This window comes from Acinetobacter lanii, assembly GCF_011578285.1.
In the GTDB taxonomy this organism is placed as follows: domain Bacteria; phylum Pseudomonadota; class Gammaproteobacteria; order Pseudomonadales; family Moraxellaceae; genus Acinetobacter; species Acinetobacter lanii.
Window position 1 is genome coordinate 361,873 of the sequence record NZ_CP049916.1, and the last position, 16,108, is coordinate 377,980.

17 protein-coding genes are annotated in these 16,108 nt (G+C 41.8%); 10 read left to right on the forward strand and 7 right to left on the reverse strand.

Translation table 11 applies throughout. The features are described from left to right. Positions 1-47 precede the first annotated feature (47 nt). The gene (locus tag G8D99_RS01620) at positions 48-1,760 is read right to left on the reverse strand and encodes an electron transfer flavoprotein-ubiquinone oxidoreductase (protein ID WP_166322017.1); all 1,713 of its coding nucleotides are present in this window, start codon (positions 1,758-1,760) and stop codon (positions 48-50) included. 203 nt (positions 1,761-1,963) lie between these two features. Between G8D99_RS01620 and G8D99_RS01625 the strand changes: the two genes are divergently transcribed. The 5 genes from G8D99_RS01625 (at position 1,964) to G8D99_RS01645 (ending at position 6,398) form a co-directional block, all read left to right on the forward strand. Then, positions 1,964-2,575, forward strand: coding sequence for a DUF1285 domain-containing protein (locus G8D99_RS01625; protein WP_166322019.1), 612 nt, complete (start codon positions 1,964-1,966; stop codon positions 2,573-2,575). Positions 2,576-2,622: 47 nt separating this feature from the next. Beyond that, positions 2,623-3,501 carry a glutamate racemase gene (gene murI / locus G8D99_RS01630; protein ID WP_166322021.1) on the forward strand — a complete coding sequence of 293 codons (879 nt, stop codon included), beginning with the start codon at positions 2,623-2,625 and terminating at the stop codon, positions 3,499-3,501. A 109-nt stretch (positions 3,502-3,610) separates the two neighbouring features. Next, a complete protein-coding gene (locus tag G8D99_RS01635; RefSeq protein ID WP_166322023.1) occupies positions 3,611-4,627 on the forward strand; it encodes a DUF4062 domain-containing protein in 1,017 nt (338 codons plus the stop codon). Positions 4,628-4,720: 93 nt separating this feature from the next. Continuing rightward, positions 4,721-5,731: a ferrochelatase gene (gene hemH, locus G8D99_RS01640; protein ID WP_171522747.1), complete on the forward strand. Its 1,011-nt coding sequence runs from the start codon at positions 4,721-4,723 to the stop codon at positions 5,729-5,731. Between the two features lie 22 nt (positions 5,732-5,753). Beyond that, complete coding sequence (locus G8D99_RS01645; protein WP_166322025.1) at positions 5,754-6,398, forward strand: MBL fold metallo-hydrolase; 645 nt, start codon at positions 5,754-5,756, stop codon at positions 6,396-6,398. Positions 6,399-7,171: 773 nt separating this feature from the next. Here G8D99_RS01645 and G8D99_RS01650 read toward each other — a convergent pair. After that, positions 7,172-7,351, reverse strand: a complete 180-nt coding sequence (locus G8D99_RS01650; RefSeq protein WP_166322027.1) for a DNA gyrase inhibitor YacG — start codon at positions 7,349-7,351, stop codon at positions 7,172-7,174. Between the two features lie 86 nt (positions 7,352-7,437). Here G8D99_RS01650 and G8D99_RS01655 point away from each other — a divergent pair, with 86 nt between their 5' ends. From G8D99_RS01655 to G8D99_RS01665, 3 genes are all read left to right on the forward strand, one after another. Next, positions 7,438-8,103, forward strand: coding sequence for a class I SAM-dependent methyltransferase (locus G8D99_RS01655; RefSeq protein ID WP_171522774.1), 666 nt, complete (start codon positions 7,438-7,440; stop codon positions 8,101-8,103). A 24-nt stretch (positions 8,104-8,127) separates the two neighbouring features. Continuing rightward, complete coding sequence (locus tag G8D99_RS01660) at positions 8,128-9,336, forward strand: TIGR03862 family flavoprotein (RefSeq protein WP_166327444.1); 1,209 nt, start codon at positions 8,128-8,130, stop codon at positions 9,334-9,336. Between the two features lie 66 nt (positions 9,337-9,402). Continuing rightward, positions 9,403-9,813: a GFA family protein gene (locus G8D99_RS01665; protein WP_166322032.1), complete on the forward strand. Its 411-nt coding sequence runs from the start codon at positions 9,403-9,405 to the stop codon at positions 9,811-9,813. Positions 9,814-9,891: 78 nt separating this feature from the next. On the opposite strand, the gene G8D99_RS01670 is transcribed toward G8D99_RS01665, so the two are convergent. Then, positions 9,892-10,224, reverse strand: coding sequence for a HopJ type III effector protein (locus G8D99_RS01670; protein ID WP_166322034.1), 333 nt, complete (start codon positions 10,222-10,224; stop codon positions 9,892-9,894). Positions 10,225-10,408: 184 nt separating this feature from the next. Between G8D99_RS01670 and crcB the strand changes: the two genes are divergently transcribed. Continuing rightward, a complete protein-coding gene (gene crcB / locus G8D99_RS01675) occupies positions 10,409-10,789 on the forward strand; it encodes a fluoride efflux transporter CrcB (protein WP_166327446.1) in 381 nt (126 codons plus the stop codon). Between the two features lie 165 nt (positions 10,790-10,954). Here the strand turns inward: crcB and G8D99_RS01680 are convergent, their stop codons facing one another. The 4 genes from G8D99_RS01680 to G8D99_RS01695 form a co-directional block, all read right to left on the reverse strand. Further along, positions 10,955-11,203 (reverse strand): type B 50S ribosomal protein L31, encoded by a 249-nt coding sequence (locus tag G8D99_RS01680; RefSeq protein ID WP_166322036.1) that lies wholly within the window; start codon positions 11,201-11,203, stop codon positions 10,955-10,957. A 141-nt stretch (positions 11,204-11,344) separates the two neighbouring features. After that, positions 11,345-12,637 (reverse strand): ABC1 kinase family protein, encoded by a 1,293-nt coding sequence (locus G8D99_RS01685; protein ID WP_166322038.1) that lies wholly within the window; start codon positions 12,635-12,637, stop codon positions 11,345-11,347. Between the two features lie 285 nt (positions 12,638-12,922). Continuing rightward, positions 12,923-14,221 carry an MATE family efflux transporter gene (locus tag G8D99_RS01690; RefSeq protein ID WP_166327448.1) on the reverse strand — a complete coding sequence of 433 codons (1,299 nt, stop codon included), beginning with the start codon at positions 14,219-14,221 and terminating at the stop codon, positions 12,923-12,925. A 93-nt stretch (positions 14,222-14,314) separates the two neighbouring features. Beyond that, the gene (locus G8D99_RS01695) at positions 14,315-14,776 is read right to left on the reverse strand and encodes a DMT family transporter (protein WP_166322040.1); all 462 of its coding nucleotides are present in this window, start codon (positions 14,774-14,776) and stop codon (positions 14,315-14,317) included. A gap of 143 nt (positions 14,777-14,919) precedes the next feature. Between G8D99_RS01695 and hemW the strand changes: the two genes are divergently transcribed. Beyond that, positions 14,920-16,074: a radical SAM family heme chaperone HemW gene (gene hemW / locus G8D99_RS01700; RefSeq protein ID WP_166322042.1), complete on the forward strand. Its 1,155-nt coding sequence runs from the start codon at positions 14,920-14,922 to the stop codon at positions 16,072-16,074. Positions 16,075-16,108: the final 34 nt, after the last annotated feature.

Genomic DNA, 16,108 nt, shown 5'->3' on the forward strand with positions numbered 1-16,108 from the left:
TAGATAAAAATAAACCCGCCTAAGCGGGTTTATTTACATTGATTAGATTACATATTCGGGTAATTCGGACCACCCGCACCCTCAGGTGTTACCCAGGTGATATTTTGTGATGGGTCTTTAATGTCACAGGTCTTACAGTGCACACAGTTTGCTGCATTGATTTGGAAACGCTTTGAACCATCATCATTTTCCATGATTTCATATACACCTGCAGGGCAGTAACGCTGAGCAGGCTCATCCCATTTTGGTAGGTTCACATTCACAGGAATTGATGGGTCAGTCAGTTTCAAATGCGCTGGCTGATTTTCTTCATGCACGGTATTGGATACAAACACAGACGACAAACGGTCAAAGGTGAGCTTACCATCTGGTTTTGGATAGTTAGGTTTAAAGTTTACGGCATCAACAGTTTTAATTGCTTTAAAGTCAGGCGTTAAATCATGCAAGGTAAATGGAACTTTAAACACATTTTGATCGATGAAGTTAAAAGCACCGCCCATCCATTGACCAAATTTATGCATTGCAGGGCCAAAGTTACGCGAGTTATAGAGCTCTTCTTTCAGCCAGCTGTTGTTAAATTTGTCTGTGTAAGAGGTCAGTTCTTTAACGAATAGGTCTTCACCTTCAGTCACACGGGCAACCGCAATATCACCGCCTTTTGCTATACCGGCCGCAATGGCTTCAAATACCGCTTCACCACACAACATGCCTGACTTCATTGCAGTATGAGAGCCTTTGATTTTGGCGAAGTTGAGGAAACCTGCATCATCACCAATCAAACAACCGCCTGGAAAGGTCAGTTTCGGAAGTGAGTTGAAACCACCTTTCACTACAGCACGTGCACCATAAGAAATACGCTTACCACCTTCAAGGAATTGCTTGATCAGGGGATGGGTTTTCCAGCGTTGCATTTCCATGAATGGATACATATGCGGGTTTTGGTAAGAAAGATCGACGATCATGCCCAAAGTCACTTGGTTATTTTCAGCGTGATACAACCACCAACCGCCAGAAGAACCAGTCTCACTTAAAGGCCAGCCTGCACCATGCATCACCGTACCTGGTTTGTGTTTTGCCGGATCGATTTCCCATAATTCTTTAATCCCGATCCCGTAGTGCTGAGGATCTGCATCTTTATCTAAATTGAATTTAGAAATGAGACGTTTACCGAGGTGGCCACGGCAACCTTCAGCAAATAAGGTGTATTTGGCATGTAGTTCATACCCTGGGGTAAAGTTATGCGTTGGTTCACCATCTTTACCAATGCCCATGTCACCGGTTTGAATCCCTTTTACAGAACCATCTTCATGGTAAAGGATTTCAGAAGCGGCAAAACCAGGGAAGATGGATACTTCAAGTTCTTCCGCTTTTTGACCCAACCAACGCACCACGTTGCCGAGAGAGATCACGTAGTTACCATCATTGTGCATGGTTTTCGGTACCATCCAATGCGGTGCTTCTTTAGAGGTTGTTTCTGAAAGAAGGAAGAAGGTCTTATCTTCAGTGACAGGCACATTGAGTGGTGCACCTTGTTCTTTCCAATCTGGGAACAACTCATTCATGGCGCGCGGTTCAAGCACAGCACCGGAGAGGATATGCGCACCGACTTCAGAGCCTTTTTCGACGACACAAACGGACAAATCGTTTAGGTTATTTTCAATTGCAAGTTGACGGATTTTAATCGCGGCAGAAAGACCGGCAGGGCCTGCGCCAACGATAACGACGTCAAACTCCATCGATTCACGTTCGATGTGTTCCATAAAGGACTCCTCATACTGTTAAAGGTGGCAACCGTATTTTCATCCTTGATGAACATCAAAACGGTGCTGCCATGAGTGTTCTTAATTCATCGGTACAATTGAGTTATCATACCGTTTATATAATTTGCGCTAGTATAGTTTTAATCCCTGATCTAGCCAATTGGCTGAGTCGTTTTATTTTTTCGTCAGCAAGGGCATAAACCATGGTAAAACAAAATAATTCTACATCGGTCGAGCAGAATACGCTCGTCCCTGATGATAAAAACTTAAACAATATTGCACAATACCTAAAAGATGTACAGCCAAGTCACAAAAGGTCAATCCCGCCTTTAGAGCAATGGCATCCAAAGCATTGTGGCAGAATGGATTTGAAGGTAAAAGCCAATGGAGAATGGTGGCACGAAGGTCAATTGATCAAGCGCCAACGTATGATCGACCTGTTTTCAACGGTGCTGTGGAAAGAAGCGGGTAAATTCTATTTAAAAACCCCCGTCGAACAGATTGAGATTGAAGTAGAAGATGAGCCATTGATGGTCAATCAGGTCGATCAAGTCGAGATTGACGGTCAGTCTTTTATTCAGCTGACCACCACCAATCAAGATATTGTGATTGTCGATGAAGACCATCCAATTTTCATGCGTGAATTTCAAGGCGAATTACGCCCGTATGTGCATGTTCGTTTTGGAATCAATGCATTGATTCAACGGGCGAGTTTCTTCCATTTAGTGGAAATGGGGGTTTTAATTGAGAATGAGCAAGGTGAATCTATTTTGTCTTTGAAAAGTGGAAATTTAGACTTGCAATTAGGCACTTGAGGTTTAAGCTTTGCTGATTCAAATTAACGCATGTAGTCGTCGCTGAAATGTCTGCCATTTTACCCTTGTCCCCTTTAACGGATCGCATGCCGCATGCCGATGCATCCGCACCGATTGGTATTTTTGATTCAGGGATTGGTGGGCTGTCTGTCGCATTGGAAATTGCACGCTATTTACCCAATGAACGGATTGTGTATTTTGCAGATACAGCGCACGTCCCCTATGGTCCACGCAAAGATCAAGAGATTCGTGAGCTGACTGCCAAAGCGATTGAATGGCTGTATCGTCAAGGCTGTAAAGTGGCTGTGGTGGCCTGCAATACTGCATCGGCTTTTAGCTTAGATTATCTGCGTGAACATTATGGTGAGAAATTTCCAATCGTGGGTCTTGTACCTGCGCTGAAACCTGCGGTGTTGCAAACTCAGTCTAAAGTTGTGGCCGTATTGGCAACGCCTGCAACCTTTCGGGGGCAATTGATTAAAGAAGTGATGCATAAGTTCGCAGAGCCTGCAGGGGTTGATGTAATTAATGTGACCTGTCTGGACTTGGTGCCTTTTGTTGAGGCAGGGCAGCAGAATTCGCCGGAATGTCATGCCACTTTGCGGGAAATTTTAGATCCTGTGGTACGTCAGCATGCAGATTATTTGGTGTTGGGTTGCACCCATTATCCATTCTTAAAAGCTGCGATTCAGCATTTATATACAGATCAGTTGACTTTGGTCGATTCGGGATGCGCAGTGGCGCGTCAAACCGCGCGTATGTTGATTAAACATCAGGTGCTTTCCAATCAAAAAAGCACTCAACATCCACAATTAAAATGTTTTGTTAGTGGGCAAAATGCTGAGGAATTAAAACCAATTATCAAACGCTTAATCGATGCTGAAATCTCGTGGTCGATTGAAAATTTAGTTGATAAATGGGACTAATTCGTTCAGCATAGAACTGTAATGAGAATAAAGAATAATTGAGATTTCAAGCCTTGACAAGATTCAGAAAAGGTTAAATATAAAGTGAGACAAAGGAACGGGTTTAGCGATGCTTGATAAGCGTTACCAAGTGTTTATTACAACTTCTGGTAAAGAGATGCAGCCCGAAAGAATGGTGGTATCTCAGACTTTGATCGGTATGGGCTTTTTCTCTTGGGGTTTGGAGCAGAGAACGCCGCTCAGTACCGCATTTGCACGACGTCAAATTGATGATTGTGACTACGTTTTTTTGCTTCTCGGTAGCCAATATGGTGAGCAATCGGTTTCAGGGGTGAGTTATTTACAGCTTGAATATATTTATGCGGTGACTAAGCAAAAACCGATTATTGTGTTTATGCATGAAAATCCTGAATCACGCGATGAATCATTACAAGAATCTAAAAAAGAACTAAAAGATCGCTTTTATGAGTTCCGCCATCAACTACAAAAAGAAGTTGAGCAAGTCATTACCTATCGCACACTGCGAGATTTAGAGCTGAGTATTCGCGCCTATATGCCGCAAATGCTGGAGCGTTACCCTGTCTCGGGTTGGGTAAGACCACAAAGTATTCAAAGTCTGCAAGATGAAATTGATAAACTCAAATCTCAGTTGAGTCAGGCCAAGGCACAACCGTCAAAAGCTGAGATTGATCCATTCTTGTCTCTACCACGTGTCACCATGAGTGACACCTTTAGTTTTGACTATCGGATGCATGCTTATCAAGATGGTAATTTCAAAGAACTCAATCCGATTCGTGAAATGACTTGGGCTGAATTGTTAAAAATTTTAGCGCAGGAATTTAATCAAGCTGCACCCGAAGAGTATTTCTCCAAAGTCCTGAATCAATATCTCAATGAAACTGGGCTTGAAGATGCACAGAAGCAAATGCCACGTGCGCATGCGGTGTCGCGTTGTCAAATTAATGTCCGATCATTGCATTTGATCAAACAACAGATGCGTCAAAATGATTGGATTGTGCCAGTTGGGCGTGATGAACGTCAGCGGATGCTGTGGAAAGTGACTGATAAATCGAGTTTAGTCATCAAAAACTCGGCTTTAATTGGTCGTCAAACGCGCATCATTTAATCCTATTAAGGTTATTGAATTAATTCCTAAGAAGAATCGAATTGAGTCTGCTAAAGTGTGGGCAGTTAAATATTCATCACTGATGTGGACATTATGACTTTATCCAAACCTAAAGTTACAATCATTGTTGCAAATCTTGGTACGCCTGATGAACCAACTGTTCCTGCAGTGCGTGAATTCTTAAAACAATTTTTATCCGATCAGCGTGTGATTGAAATTCCAAAACTGCTTTGGCAAATCATCTTACGTTGTTTTGTGTTGCCTTTTCGACCGAAACGGGTGTCGGAAGCCTATGCGTCGGTGTGGTCGAAAGATTCTCCGATGCGAGAAATTTTATTTGAACAAGTGGCGCAGTTAAAACAATGTTTACTTGCCAAAAATCCTGAATTTGAATTAAAGATTGTGCCTGCCATGAGCTATGGAAATCCAAGTATTCAGTCAGTTTTGGCAGATGTAAGTCATAATCCACAAGAGCATTTAATTTTATTTCCATTGTTTCCACAATATTCAGCGACATCGACAGCACCGTTATATGATGCGGTTGCGCAGTGGACCTTAAAGCAACGTAATCTTCCGGGTATCAGCATCATTCGTGATTATTACCAACATCCATTGTTTATCGATGCTTTGGCAAAAAGCGTGCTCGAATTTCAGCAAAAAAATGGCAAAGCTGAAAAGTTGCTGATGTCATTTCATGGCATTCCGCAACCTTATGCAGACAAGGGCGATCCTTATGCGGATCGTTGTCGTATCACAGCGCAGAAAGTGGCAGATCGTTTAGATTTGGCTAAAGATGAATGGGGCATTAGTTTCCAATCTCGTTTTGGTAAACAAGAATGGGTCAAACCGTATACCGATCAAGTGCTTACAGATTGGGCGAAACAAGGGGTAAATTCAGTTCAAGTTTTAAGTCCTGCATTTTCTGCAGATTGTTTGGAAACACTTGAAGAGTTGGCGATGCAAAATGCTGAGCTATTCTTAGGGCAGGGCGGACAACAGTACCAATATATTCCTGCGTTAAATAGCAATGCAGATCATATTGAAATGCTGAATCAGTTTATACAAACCCAATTGGATGCTTTAAAATTTAGCTTAGCGCAATAAATTAAAATCAAAAGGTTCACCTATGTTGCAAGTCAAAATTGTACCCGTGACAGCATTTGCTCAGAATTGTTCAATTATCTGGGATTCTGAAAGCAAAGAAGCTGTTTTGATTGATGCAGGTGGTGAACCTGAGAAGCTGAAGCAGGAAGTTGAAAGCCTCGGTTTAACCGTAAAAGCCTTGTGGTTAACCCACGGACATTTAGACCATGCAGGTGCTGTGGGTGCTTTGAAAACAGCATGGAATGTCCCTGTGATCGGACCACATAAAGAAGATGCATTTTGGTTAGACATGATTCAAGAAGTGTCAGCACGTTATGGCTTCCCGATCCCTGAACCTGTCATTGTGGATCAGTGGTTAGAGGGAGGTGAAACTTTGAGATTAGGTCAGGAACGCTTTGAGGTTCGGTTTGCACCAGGGCATACGCCAGGTCATGTGATGTTCTATAACGCAACTTATGGCGTGTTATGGACGGGCGATGTGTTGTTTAAGGGTTCTATTGGACGAACGGACTTTCCAAAAGGCAACCATCAACAATTGCTCGATTCGATCGAAAGAGAATGCTTTAGCTTGCCGGACGAAACGCAATTTATTTCAGGGCATGGTCCGATCAGTACCATTGGACATGAAAAGCAATACAATCCATTTGTTGCCAGTAAAGCAGGCTAATCCTTTAAAGGCTTTAATCTCGATGTTTGGTTTAGATACATGCTCTAAAAAAGACCGATAGATTCGGTCTTTTTAATGTAAATGCTCAATAATAAGGTGGGTCATTCTAAAGCGCATTAAGTCTTGGCTAATCGGTAAATGGATTTAGTAGCAGATCTTGCATTTCCAGGCGTAATAAAACAGTAGCTATAGCAAATAAAGCAGCAATGATCAGGAGTGACATGTCTCCCATATAAACGCCTAATATGAGAGAAAAAAGGCTGAGAATAAAAAATACAGTCGTCATTGAAAATAATGTTGTATACATAATCATGAGTCATCTCTTATTTTTATTTATGTGATTTAAGTCACATTATCATAATTTGATTAAAAAAGAACCACATGGTTTGGGTGCACACCTAGGTATTTTTAAATAATTTGTAAATAAAGTTTAAATTTCAATGTAGAAAAGTGATGGATGTATGAAATTGGGCTTTCAAGTGCTAAACGGATTTTTAAGATTTTGTCGATTTTCTAGAGCAATTAATACTGCACAAATTGAAAAAAGAACTGAAATCACAATGAAAAGCATATCAGGTACATATATGCCTAAAACTAAAAATAATAGACTAGCGATCACAAAAGCATATAGCAAAAAGTAAAAGATAGATTTTATCAAGGGAGATTCCATACTTATTCGTATTGAATTAAGTATGGATAAAAAAAAGAAGCTATGTTATTAAAAATTGTATAGAAAATATACTTAAGCGTAATTCTGTGTAATGAATTAGGCATTAATACTCATTACTTTGATCTTCAGCTTGAGGTGCATCTTCAGTGGGTAATTTATAGTCATCACTTGCCCAAGCACCCAAGTCAATCATTTTGCATCGTTCTGAACAAAATGGACGGAATGCATTGTCCTCCCAAGTACTGTCTTGACCACAACGAGGGCATGGAAAATGGCGGGGCATAAGGACTCCTGAGCGAAATGAAAAAACGAACAAATAGGAAAATGGGCTAGGAATTGCTAGACTTGTACAGATTTCCTTAGTTTGATCTGTTTATGCCAATTCGTCAATTTCAAGCCCAGCGTATGCACGCGCCACGCGAATTTAAAACTATCTCTCAGTCTCCGATTTGTGTGGAAATTGGCGCAGGCAAAGGCAAGCATGCCTTGTTGTTTAGTGGACAACATCCTCAATATCATTTGATTGCCATCGAACGTACCCGTGAAAAATTCTTAGCGATGCAAAAACAGCATGCGATTGAGGGGCAACCCAACTTAACCCCTGTTCATGCAGATGCTTTGCCTTGGGTCGTGCATGCGTTGTATCCACAGCAAGTTCAGCATTTTTTTATTTTGTATCCGAATCCTGAGCCGCATAACCCTGCACAGCGTTGGCTCAACATGCCATTTTTTGAATTTTTAATTTCAAGATTGCAAACAGGCGGCACGATTACTTTGGCGAGCAATATTCCAAGTTATATCGATGAAGCTGAAGAACAGCTTAAAACGGTTTGGAAATTGCCGTTTGAGCGTCAAGTGATTGCACAAGATTCAGCACGTACCCATTTTGAAGTGAAATATTTAGAGCGTGGTGAGTTGTGTCAGCAATTGGTGATGACCAAGCCTGAGGGCTATACCACACGATTTGATGCGTTTCAGCCTTTACAGGGGCAGAATGCAACCCAAGCCGCATCTGCAGATCAGACAGAAGCTTAATTGGTTATGTCAGAACACATCAGTATATCTCCATCCATTGCGATTATTGGCGCAGGCCCTGCGGGACTGATGGCTGCCGAAGTCCTGAGTCAGCTGAATTACCAAGTGCATGTTTTCGAGCAGAAGCCGTCCGCAGCGCGAAAATTTCTGATGGCGGGAAAAACAGGGCTGAATATTTCGCATGCTGAACCGATTGAACAGTTTGTCGAGCGTTATGATCAGGTCGATTGGTTGAGTCCATGGGTCAAACAGTGGGATGCCACATGGATTCAAGCGTGGATGAAAGACCTCGGCATTGAATCCTATATTGGTTCATCGGGTCGTGTTTTTCCCATCGAGATGAAAGCTGCACCTTTGTTAAGAGCTTGGCTCAAATGTTTAGCTGAACATCAGGTGAAATTTCATTATCGGCATCAAGTGAAAGATTTAAAGTCGAATCAACTTGAAATTTTAAACTTGGTCAGCAATGAAGTTGTGACACATGAGTATGATGCGATTGTATTGGCCTGTGGTGCGGTGTCATGGTCACGTTTAGGCAGTGATGGTGCATGGCAGCAATGGTTTAATCAAAATGAAATTGAGGCATTTCAAGCCAGTAATGCAGGCGTAGAACGTGCATGGTCTGCCTTTATGCAACCGATCTTTGGTCAACCGCTGAAACGGGTTGAAGCGTGGGTGGCCAATGAGCCGAAAAGCACAGGTGATATTATTGTCAGCCATTACGGGCTAGAAAGTGGTTTGATTTACAAGCAAGGACGTGCTTTACGTACTTTGGTGAAGAATCAGCAACCGATACAAATGTATTTAGATCTATTGCCCGATCAAACAGTGGAGCAATTGGCACAGAAGCTTAAGCCCAGTAAAAAGCAAACTCTGAGCAATGTATGGCGTAAAGCAGGATTGGACCAAGTTAAAGCCAGTTTAGTTCGTGAGATTGTTCCCAAAGCCCTATGGAATGATGCTGTTGCTTTAGCAGGGCAGATTAAGAATTTACGTATTGAGCTTTCAGGTTTTCGTCCGATTGAGGAAGCGATTAGTTGCGCAGGTGGTGTGAAGCAACAGGTATTGAATGAAGCCTTACAGCTTAAGTCTAATCCTTATGTGTTCTGCTGTGGTGAGATGTTGGATTGGGATGCGCCCACAGGCGGTTATTTATTGACTGCATGTTTTGCGACAGGGCGCGCTGCTGGTGAGGGGGTCAATCGCTTTTTGCAAGGGCACAACAAAACCTAAAGATCCTGTCTACATGTTGTGCTAGTCTTTTTTAATTCAATAGTGATGTCTCAAAGAAGAGTACAAATGACAGCACAACAAAAATATCTTGGTGGTTGTTTATGTGGTGGCATTCGATATGAGATTCATGGCGAAATAGGTGAAATCATTCAATGCTATTGTCAGCGTTGTCGCAAATCGAATGGGACGGCTTTTGCCAGCAATGCTCCGGTGAAAATTGCTGATTTTTACTTTGTTTCAGGTGAGCATTTACTGAAAAAATTCCAATCCACGCCAACCACACAGCGTTGTTTTTGTAGCCAATGTGGTTCCCCGATCTTGAGCATTAAACAAGACACACCAGAGCATTACCGGTTAAGAATCGGGACGTTGGATAGTGTGATTCCTAACCGTCCAAGTATGCATATTTTCGTTGCAGATAAAGCAGAGTGGGATCAGATTTGTGATGATGTGCCTCAATATGCACAACGTCCATAGACCCAATTTTTTACGGAATTTGAGTATTTAAGAATAAAAAAAGGATCTTTAAGATCCCTTTTTCATATTCGATGTTTTTTATTTTGCAGTTAATGCCGTGCCTTCAAATTGAATGCCCGCCCAACCATGTTGCATGAATTGACGAATATTCTGGTGATCCGTTGCGTCTGGTGTTGCAAGTACAGCTGCATAATGTTCAGCAAACAGGCTTAACGTTTGCGCTTGGTCTAAACCTTGTAATTGTGCAAAAGAAAAGACTTTCGCACTGCCTTGGTTTTCTGTTGCGGCATTGGCGTGTTGGCCATTTTTAAATGCGGTAGGCGTATGGGTGTAATGCGCTTCGATGTGTGCGATGACATCTGCAAACTTCGCTTCGCCTGCTTGTAGTTTTGCCAATAATGCCTGAGCCATATGCGTCTTCCTTTTTTAATCAATTTAAACACGATGACTATCTTAGCGAAAATATATGCTGAATTGAATGAAGCCTTGCTGTTATTTCTGAAGTTACACAGCACATGAAATAACGAAAACAGTGGTGAAAACTTTAAAATCGTTTAAAAATAGCAGTTCAATAGAAGATGATTTGAGTAGCACGATGAATTGGTTGTTGGTGGCATGTGGTGGGGCGATTGGCGCAAGTCTACGTTATGGTGCTGGCTTTCTTATGTCTAAACCGCAAAGCTTATTTCCATGGACGACATGGAGTGTGAATTTAATCGGTTGTCTTTTGGCAGGAATTTTCTTTGCATTTACTTTGCGCTATCCCATCCTTCAACATGAAACACGACTGTTTTTGATGGTCGGTATACTCGGTGGATTTACCACATTTTCTAGTTTTGGATTGGAAACCTTTCAACTGATTCGTCAGGACCAACTCCTGATCGCATTGTTGTATGCAGTGTCGAGTGTGGTCTGTGGGGTATTGCTCTTGGCATTGGGCTTCTACGTTATAAATAGCTTGCTGCCTGCTAAATAAGGCGACCAATTCAACCCGATTTTCAAATAAAAAAAAGAAGTCTAAGCGGAGGATAGCTGCTTAGACTTCTACACTCAAAGGGTATGAACAACATCTTTGATAAAAGCAACTTAAGTCATGTTGCTTGAGTAAAATCACTTTAAAACACGATACTTAAAAAAAGCATTAACGTTTAAAACGTGCGAAACGTTTATTAAAGCTTGCCACACGACCTTCATTGCTCATTTGACGAATTTCACCGGTATAGAACGGATGGGATGCACTGGAAATATCCAAAGTGACATAAGGGTAGGTCTTGCCTTGGTATTCCTTAGTCTGTTTTGAATTTAAAGTACTGCCAATCACAAAGTACGCATCGGCATTGGTGTCATGGAATAAGACTTCTCGGTATTCTGGATGGATATCTTGACGCATCTGATAAGACTCCTGATTTGGTTTTAAATTGTAATGTTATAATATAACAATAAACCGTAAAATCTATAGAATTCGTGTAACAGCATTCTATAGATCGGTTTTTAAATGAAATTTAAAGCAGAGCCAAATCAAAAAGTGTATTTATACAGGGACCAATTCTTCAAATAGGTCGCTCAAATTATCGTTTACTTTCAAATGAATGAGATTCCAATATTGTCCGGAGATGGTGCGATTCACCATCAGCGTATCGGGTGAAGGTTTGAAAACATCCCAATATTTTAAGGATTGTTTCACCAGTTTTACGCCGTCATGATGTGCAGAATTTTCAGCGAAGTCATATTGTGTGGTCAGCGGGCGTAACAACACTTCTAACCATGTTCGATACAGCTCAGGTGGAAACTTAGCTTTTTCCGCAATTGAATCCAATGCCAAAAGATGATCTTCAATGGCTTCAATATCCGAATGTCGCCCTGCACGCACCAAAGATTTGAAGCGATCGACTAAGGCAGGAGAAAGGGTTTTAACGCCACCAAAATCATAAATAATGACACTACCATCCGGTCTAAAGGCAAAGTTACCTGGATGAGGGTCACAGTGGAAACGTTTTAAATAAAACATTTGCTGACCTAAGGCACGAACCAAACGGCGTCCCATTTCGTTGCGAATATTTTGATCCCACGTACTTGCAGTTTCAATGCTTTCGCCTTGCTCAAAACTCAATGTCAAAACACGACGGCTTGAATATTCACGATAAACCTTGGGAATAATAATCTTGGTATCTAATTTTTCATGAAAGGTTCGAAACACTTCAAGACTTTGCGCCTCGATTTCATAGTTCAGTTCTTCATGTAAGCTGTCTTGAATCTCTTTAAATAAACGGTCTTGCAGTTTTTTATCAACTTTTAAAACACCCATCAAACGTAGCGCTAAACGAACTTGTTTTAAGTCACTGTCACAGGCTTGATCGACCCCTGGGTATTGCACTTTGACCACGACTTCTTTGCCATTGCTTAAAGTGGCTTTATGCACTTGACCAATGGACGCGGCTGCAAAAGGGCTTTGCTCAAAGCTTTTAAAGATCTGTTCTAAAGGCTTGCCCAATTCTTTTTCGACTTGTTGTTTAATTTCTGCAAAGGGCATAGGTGGGGCTTGGCGTTGCAATTTGGCAATCGCTTTTGCCACTTCAGGCGGAAAAATATCTTTATATTGTGAAGCAATCTGACCGACTTTCATCACTGCACCTTTCATTTCCCCTAAGGTGTCTGCGATTTGTAGGCCGATGTCTTGAAAGAGTTGGCTGCGTGCTTCATTTTTTTTGTCATCATCAGCATTAAAGTTGCGAATCGAGTTGGACATTGTTTTAGTGGCAATGCTCGCAGTCATGCCTGCGAGTTTCATAAAACGACGGCCGGGAGAGCTCGCATTTTTTGACATTGAAGATATTCCTCAAAGATAAAATTTTTGGTCTATTTTGATCATAGGCGACAAATCTGATTCTGCCTACTTTATTTTGTTAAGTTGTTATTTCTAAAATTTTAAGGGTCTCGCCATCCAGCAATGATGGTTCTTGAATCAAATCGGTTTGATGTGTTCAAGCTATTGTTCTTAAAATCAAATCGAAATGCTTTATCTTTTAAAGACTACTCAGGAAATCGGCTCTCCTGAGTATTTTGATGAGCATTAATGGAAAATAATCAGTGGATGATTATTTATGAGTCGCTATGATTGAAAATCTAATTTTTGATTATTGTGTTTTAAGCGGATGATCAAGAGTAGACATGCAATCGCAAGTCCGACAATCAACCCGACCCATACCCCAGCTGCCCCCATTGAGGTAAAACGACAAAGATATAGGCCTACAGGGAAGGCAATGACCCAATACGCCAGCATGGTGATCCACATTGGACCTTTGGTGTCTTGCATGCCACGTAAACAACCCGCCGCACTGATCTGCCACGCATCCATCAACTGATAACCCAGTGCAAACAGCATCAGATACATAGCGACTTCTGCAACTTCAACATCTTGGGTGTAAATCGCTGCAATTTCAGGGCGGAAAAACCAGATTAACGCCATGGTCGCAAAAGCAAAAACGGTGCCTGTAGCGAAACCAATTTTCTGAACTTTACGCATCGAGGGCCAATTTTTTTCACCATAGTACATGCCTGTGCGAATGGTCAGTGCAATGGCGAGTGACATGGGAATCATAAACAGTTGTGAAGTGACTGAGATTGCAATCTGATGCGCTGCAACAATGGTGTCGCCTAAAGGACTGATCACAATCGCCGCCGTACTGAAAATACTGACTTCAAAGAAAATCGCTAAACCAATCGGGATACCGAGTTTTAAAATCCGTTTAATCCAATAGCGGTCCATTTTTTCCCAAACCGCAAAGATTTGAGTCTTTTGATAAGGACGACCTTTGAAAATATACAAGGCTAAGCTAAAAAACATCAGCCACTGTAAAATGGCCGTGGCAAAACCACAACCTGCACTGCCCAAAGCCGGAATGGGTCCCCAACCGTACATAAACAGGTAGTTCAGCGGGATCAAGAACACTAAGGCAAATAAACTAATCACAGTCACAGGACGTGGATAACCCAAAGCTTCTGAATAGCCCCTGAGTGCGGCATACATGGTCACCGCAGGCATACCCAAACCAATCGCATGTAAGAACAAACTGGCTTTGGGCAATAAACTATCCGGTACACCGACGATGGGGAGCAGCATCGGTGCAAGCTGTAAAATCAGCCCTGCGATCACCCCTAAAATAAAGGCAATCCATAACGACTGACGGGCAATGGTGGCAATTTTTTCAGGCGAGCGTTCACCTTTAGCTTCAGCGACCAAAGGCGTGGTTGCGATCATAATGCCACTGAACAGCAGCATGACAGGCATCCATAATCCTACTCCCACAGCCACAGCCGCCAAGTCAGCAGGAGAGAGGTGTCCGGCCATAATGGTGTCAATCAGTCCTAAACCCGCTTGTGAAAATTGCGTGATCAGGATAGGAATCATTAAATGAAATAGATGCTTGAGTTCAAAGCGGGTGCTCGATAGGGTCGACACAAAAATACTCGTTATAAAAATGGATACAATTCAGTGGGTCAATTATCGTTGTAAAGTAAACACGACCCCAATAAAAATCAGTAAAGCACCGACAAGACGTTGCCAGTTGACGGGCGTTTTTTCAACTCCAAGCCATCCATATTGATCCAAAATCATCGACATGATGATTTGACCGAAAATAACCAAGCCTGAAAAGGTCAGAAAACTGAGTTTCGGTGCAGTATAAATGCTCATGCTAATGGCATATACCCCTAAGCATCCGCCCAACCATAAATACCCAGGCATGTGAGTCAAGCTGGCTAGGTCAGGTTTAGGTGCAGAGTGTAAATACAGCAAAAAGCCCAACACGATTGTACCAATGAAAAAGGACAAAAACCCAGCCTGCAAGGGCGAATAAAGTCGTTCACTCAATTGACTGTTGATGGCTGTTTGAATGGCCATGGCAACGCCAATCACTAAAGCAAGTGGAATTAACATCAGCATTTGACTGGATATTTTTATCATGGCTTTGTCTTTATTGTGCTTTAAATATAGTCTAAAGCAAAATCATTAGATTGCGAGAAATTGCATGCAATCCGATACAGTTCTCTCAAGATCCGTAGTCAGGCATGTTAAAATAGTTCTTTTGAAAATTTTGAGCTTGCTCCTTGGCTGATTTAAATCCTGCATCTGTTCCTTTGTCTTTATATATTCATATGCCGTGGTGTGTGAAAAAATGCCCGTATTGTGATTTCAACTCACATGCAGTGCCGAATGGCGCTTTGAGTTTGGACTTGGAACAAACGTATTTAAAAGCTTTGGTGGAAGATTTTAAAACTCAAATTGATTTCGCCCAAGGTCGCTCCATTCACAGCGTTTTTATTGGTGGGGGAACGCCATCGCTAATTTCAGCAAAAGGCTATGCATGGCTCTTTGAGCAACTCAAAGCCTTACTACCGTTTGAAGAAAATTGCGAAATTACCTTAGAAGCCAATCCGGGCACGGTCGAGCACGATCCCTTTGCAGGCTATTTGGCGGCAGGCATTAATCGTTTATCGATTGGGGTGCAAAGTTTTAATAGCGATCATTTAAAAGCTTTAGGACGTATTCATAATAATGATGATGCAATCAATGCCATTCATTTGGCGACGGAAGCAGGCTTTAAACGTATCAATGTCGATTTAATGCATGGCTTACCTGAGCAGACTTTAGCACAAGCTCTGAATGATTTGAAATTGGCTGTAGAACATGGCGCAACCCATGTGTCTTGGTATCAACTGACCATTGAACCGAATACGGTTTTTTTTAGAACACAACCGATTTTACCTGTCGATGAGGTATTGGAAGATATTCAAGAGCAGGGTGAGGCCTATTTAAAAGCCAATGGTTTTATCAACTACGAAGTGTCGGCGTGGCGTAAAGAACAGCCCTCTGCGCATAATTTAAATTACTGGCAGTTTGGGGATTATTTAGCGATTGGTGCCGGTGCTCACGGCAAAGTGACTCAGCCTGACGGCGTATATCGTTATCAAAAAACACGTTTGCCTAAAGACTATTTAGCCAAAGTCCCTGCGGAAAATTTACAGTTTAAAAAAATTCAAGCGGAGGATATGCCGTTTGAATTTATGATGAATGCACTGCGTTTAAATGAAGGTGTGGAAGCCAAACTTTATCTTGAACGCACAGGACATCCTATATCTCAAATGGCAGATGTTTTGGATTCATTGCGTCAGCGAAAATTACTGGTTGAAGACGAACAACGCTTGGCATGCACCGAGCAAGGACACATCTTTTTGAATTCAGTCTTAGAAGAGTTTTTATAAGTTTTAAAACGTTTATTTTGTGAAATTTTCAAAA

Excerpts from the sequence above, each read along its gene's own strand:
- G8D99_RS01620 (WP_166322017.1), bottom strand. The coding sequence starts at position 1,760 with ATGGAACACATCGAACGTGAATCGATGGAGTTTGACGTCGTTATCGTT.
- G8D99_RS01625 (WP_166322019.1), top strand. The coding sequence starts at position 1,964 with ATGGTAAAACAAAATAATTCTACATCGGTCGAGCAGAATACGCTCGTC.
- murI (WP_166322021.1), top strand. The coding sequence starts at position 2,623 with ATGTCTGCCATTTTACCCTTGTCCCCTTTAACGGATCGCATGCCGCAT.
- G8D99_RS01635 (WP_166322023.1), top strand. The coding sequence starts at position 3,611 with ATGCTTGATAAGCGTTACCAAGTGTTTATTACAACTTCTGGTAAAGAG.
- hemH (WP_171522747.1), top strand. The coding sequence starts at position 4,721 with ATGACTTTATCCAAACCTAAAGTTACAATCATTGTTGCAAATCTTGGT.
- G8D99_RS01645 (WP_166322025.1), top strand. The coding sequence starts at position 5,754 with ATGTTGCAAGTCAAAATTGTACCCGTGACAGCATTTGCTCAGAATTGT.
- G8D99_RS01650 (WP_166322027.1), bottom strand. The coding sequence starts at position 7,351 with ATGCCCCGCCATTTTCCATGCCCTCGTTGTGGTCAAGACAGTACTTGG.
- G8D99_RS01665 (WP_166322032.1), top strand. The coding sequence starts at position 9,403 with ATGACAGCACAACAAAAATATCTTGGTGGTTGTTTATGTGGTGGCATT.
- G8D99_RS01670 (WP_166322034.1), bottom strand. The coding sequence starts at position 10,224 with ATGGCTCAGGCATTATTGGCAAAACTACAAGCAGGCGAAGCGAAGTTT.
- crcB (WP_166327446.1), top strand. The coding sequence starts at position 10,409 with ATGAATTGGTTGTTGGTGGCATGTGGTGGGGCGATTGGCGCAAGTCTA.
- G8D99_RS01680 (WP_166322036.1), bottom strand. The coding sequence starts at position 11,203 with ATGCGTCAAGATATCCATCCAGAATACCGAGAAGTCTTATTCCATGAC.
- G8D99_RS01685 (WP_166322038.1), bottom strand. The coding sequence starts at position 12,637 with ATGTCAAAAAATGCGAGCTCTCCCGGCCGTCGTTTTATGAAACTCGCA.
- G8D99_RS01690 (WP_166327448.1), bottom strand. The coding sequence starts at position 14,221 with ATGATTCCTATCCTGATCACGCAATTTTCACAAGCGGGTTTAGGACTG.
- G8D99_RS01695 (WP_166322040.1), bottom strand. The coding sequence starts at position 14,776 with ATGATAAAAATATCCAGTCAAATGCTGATGTTAATTCCACTTGCTTTA.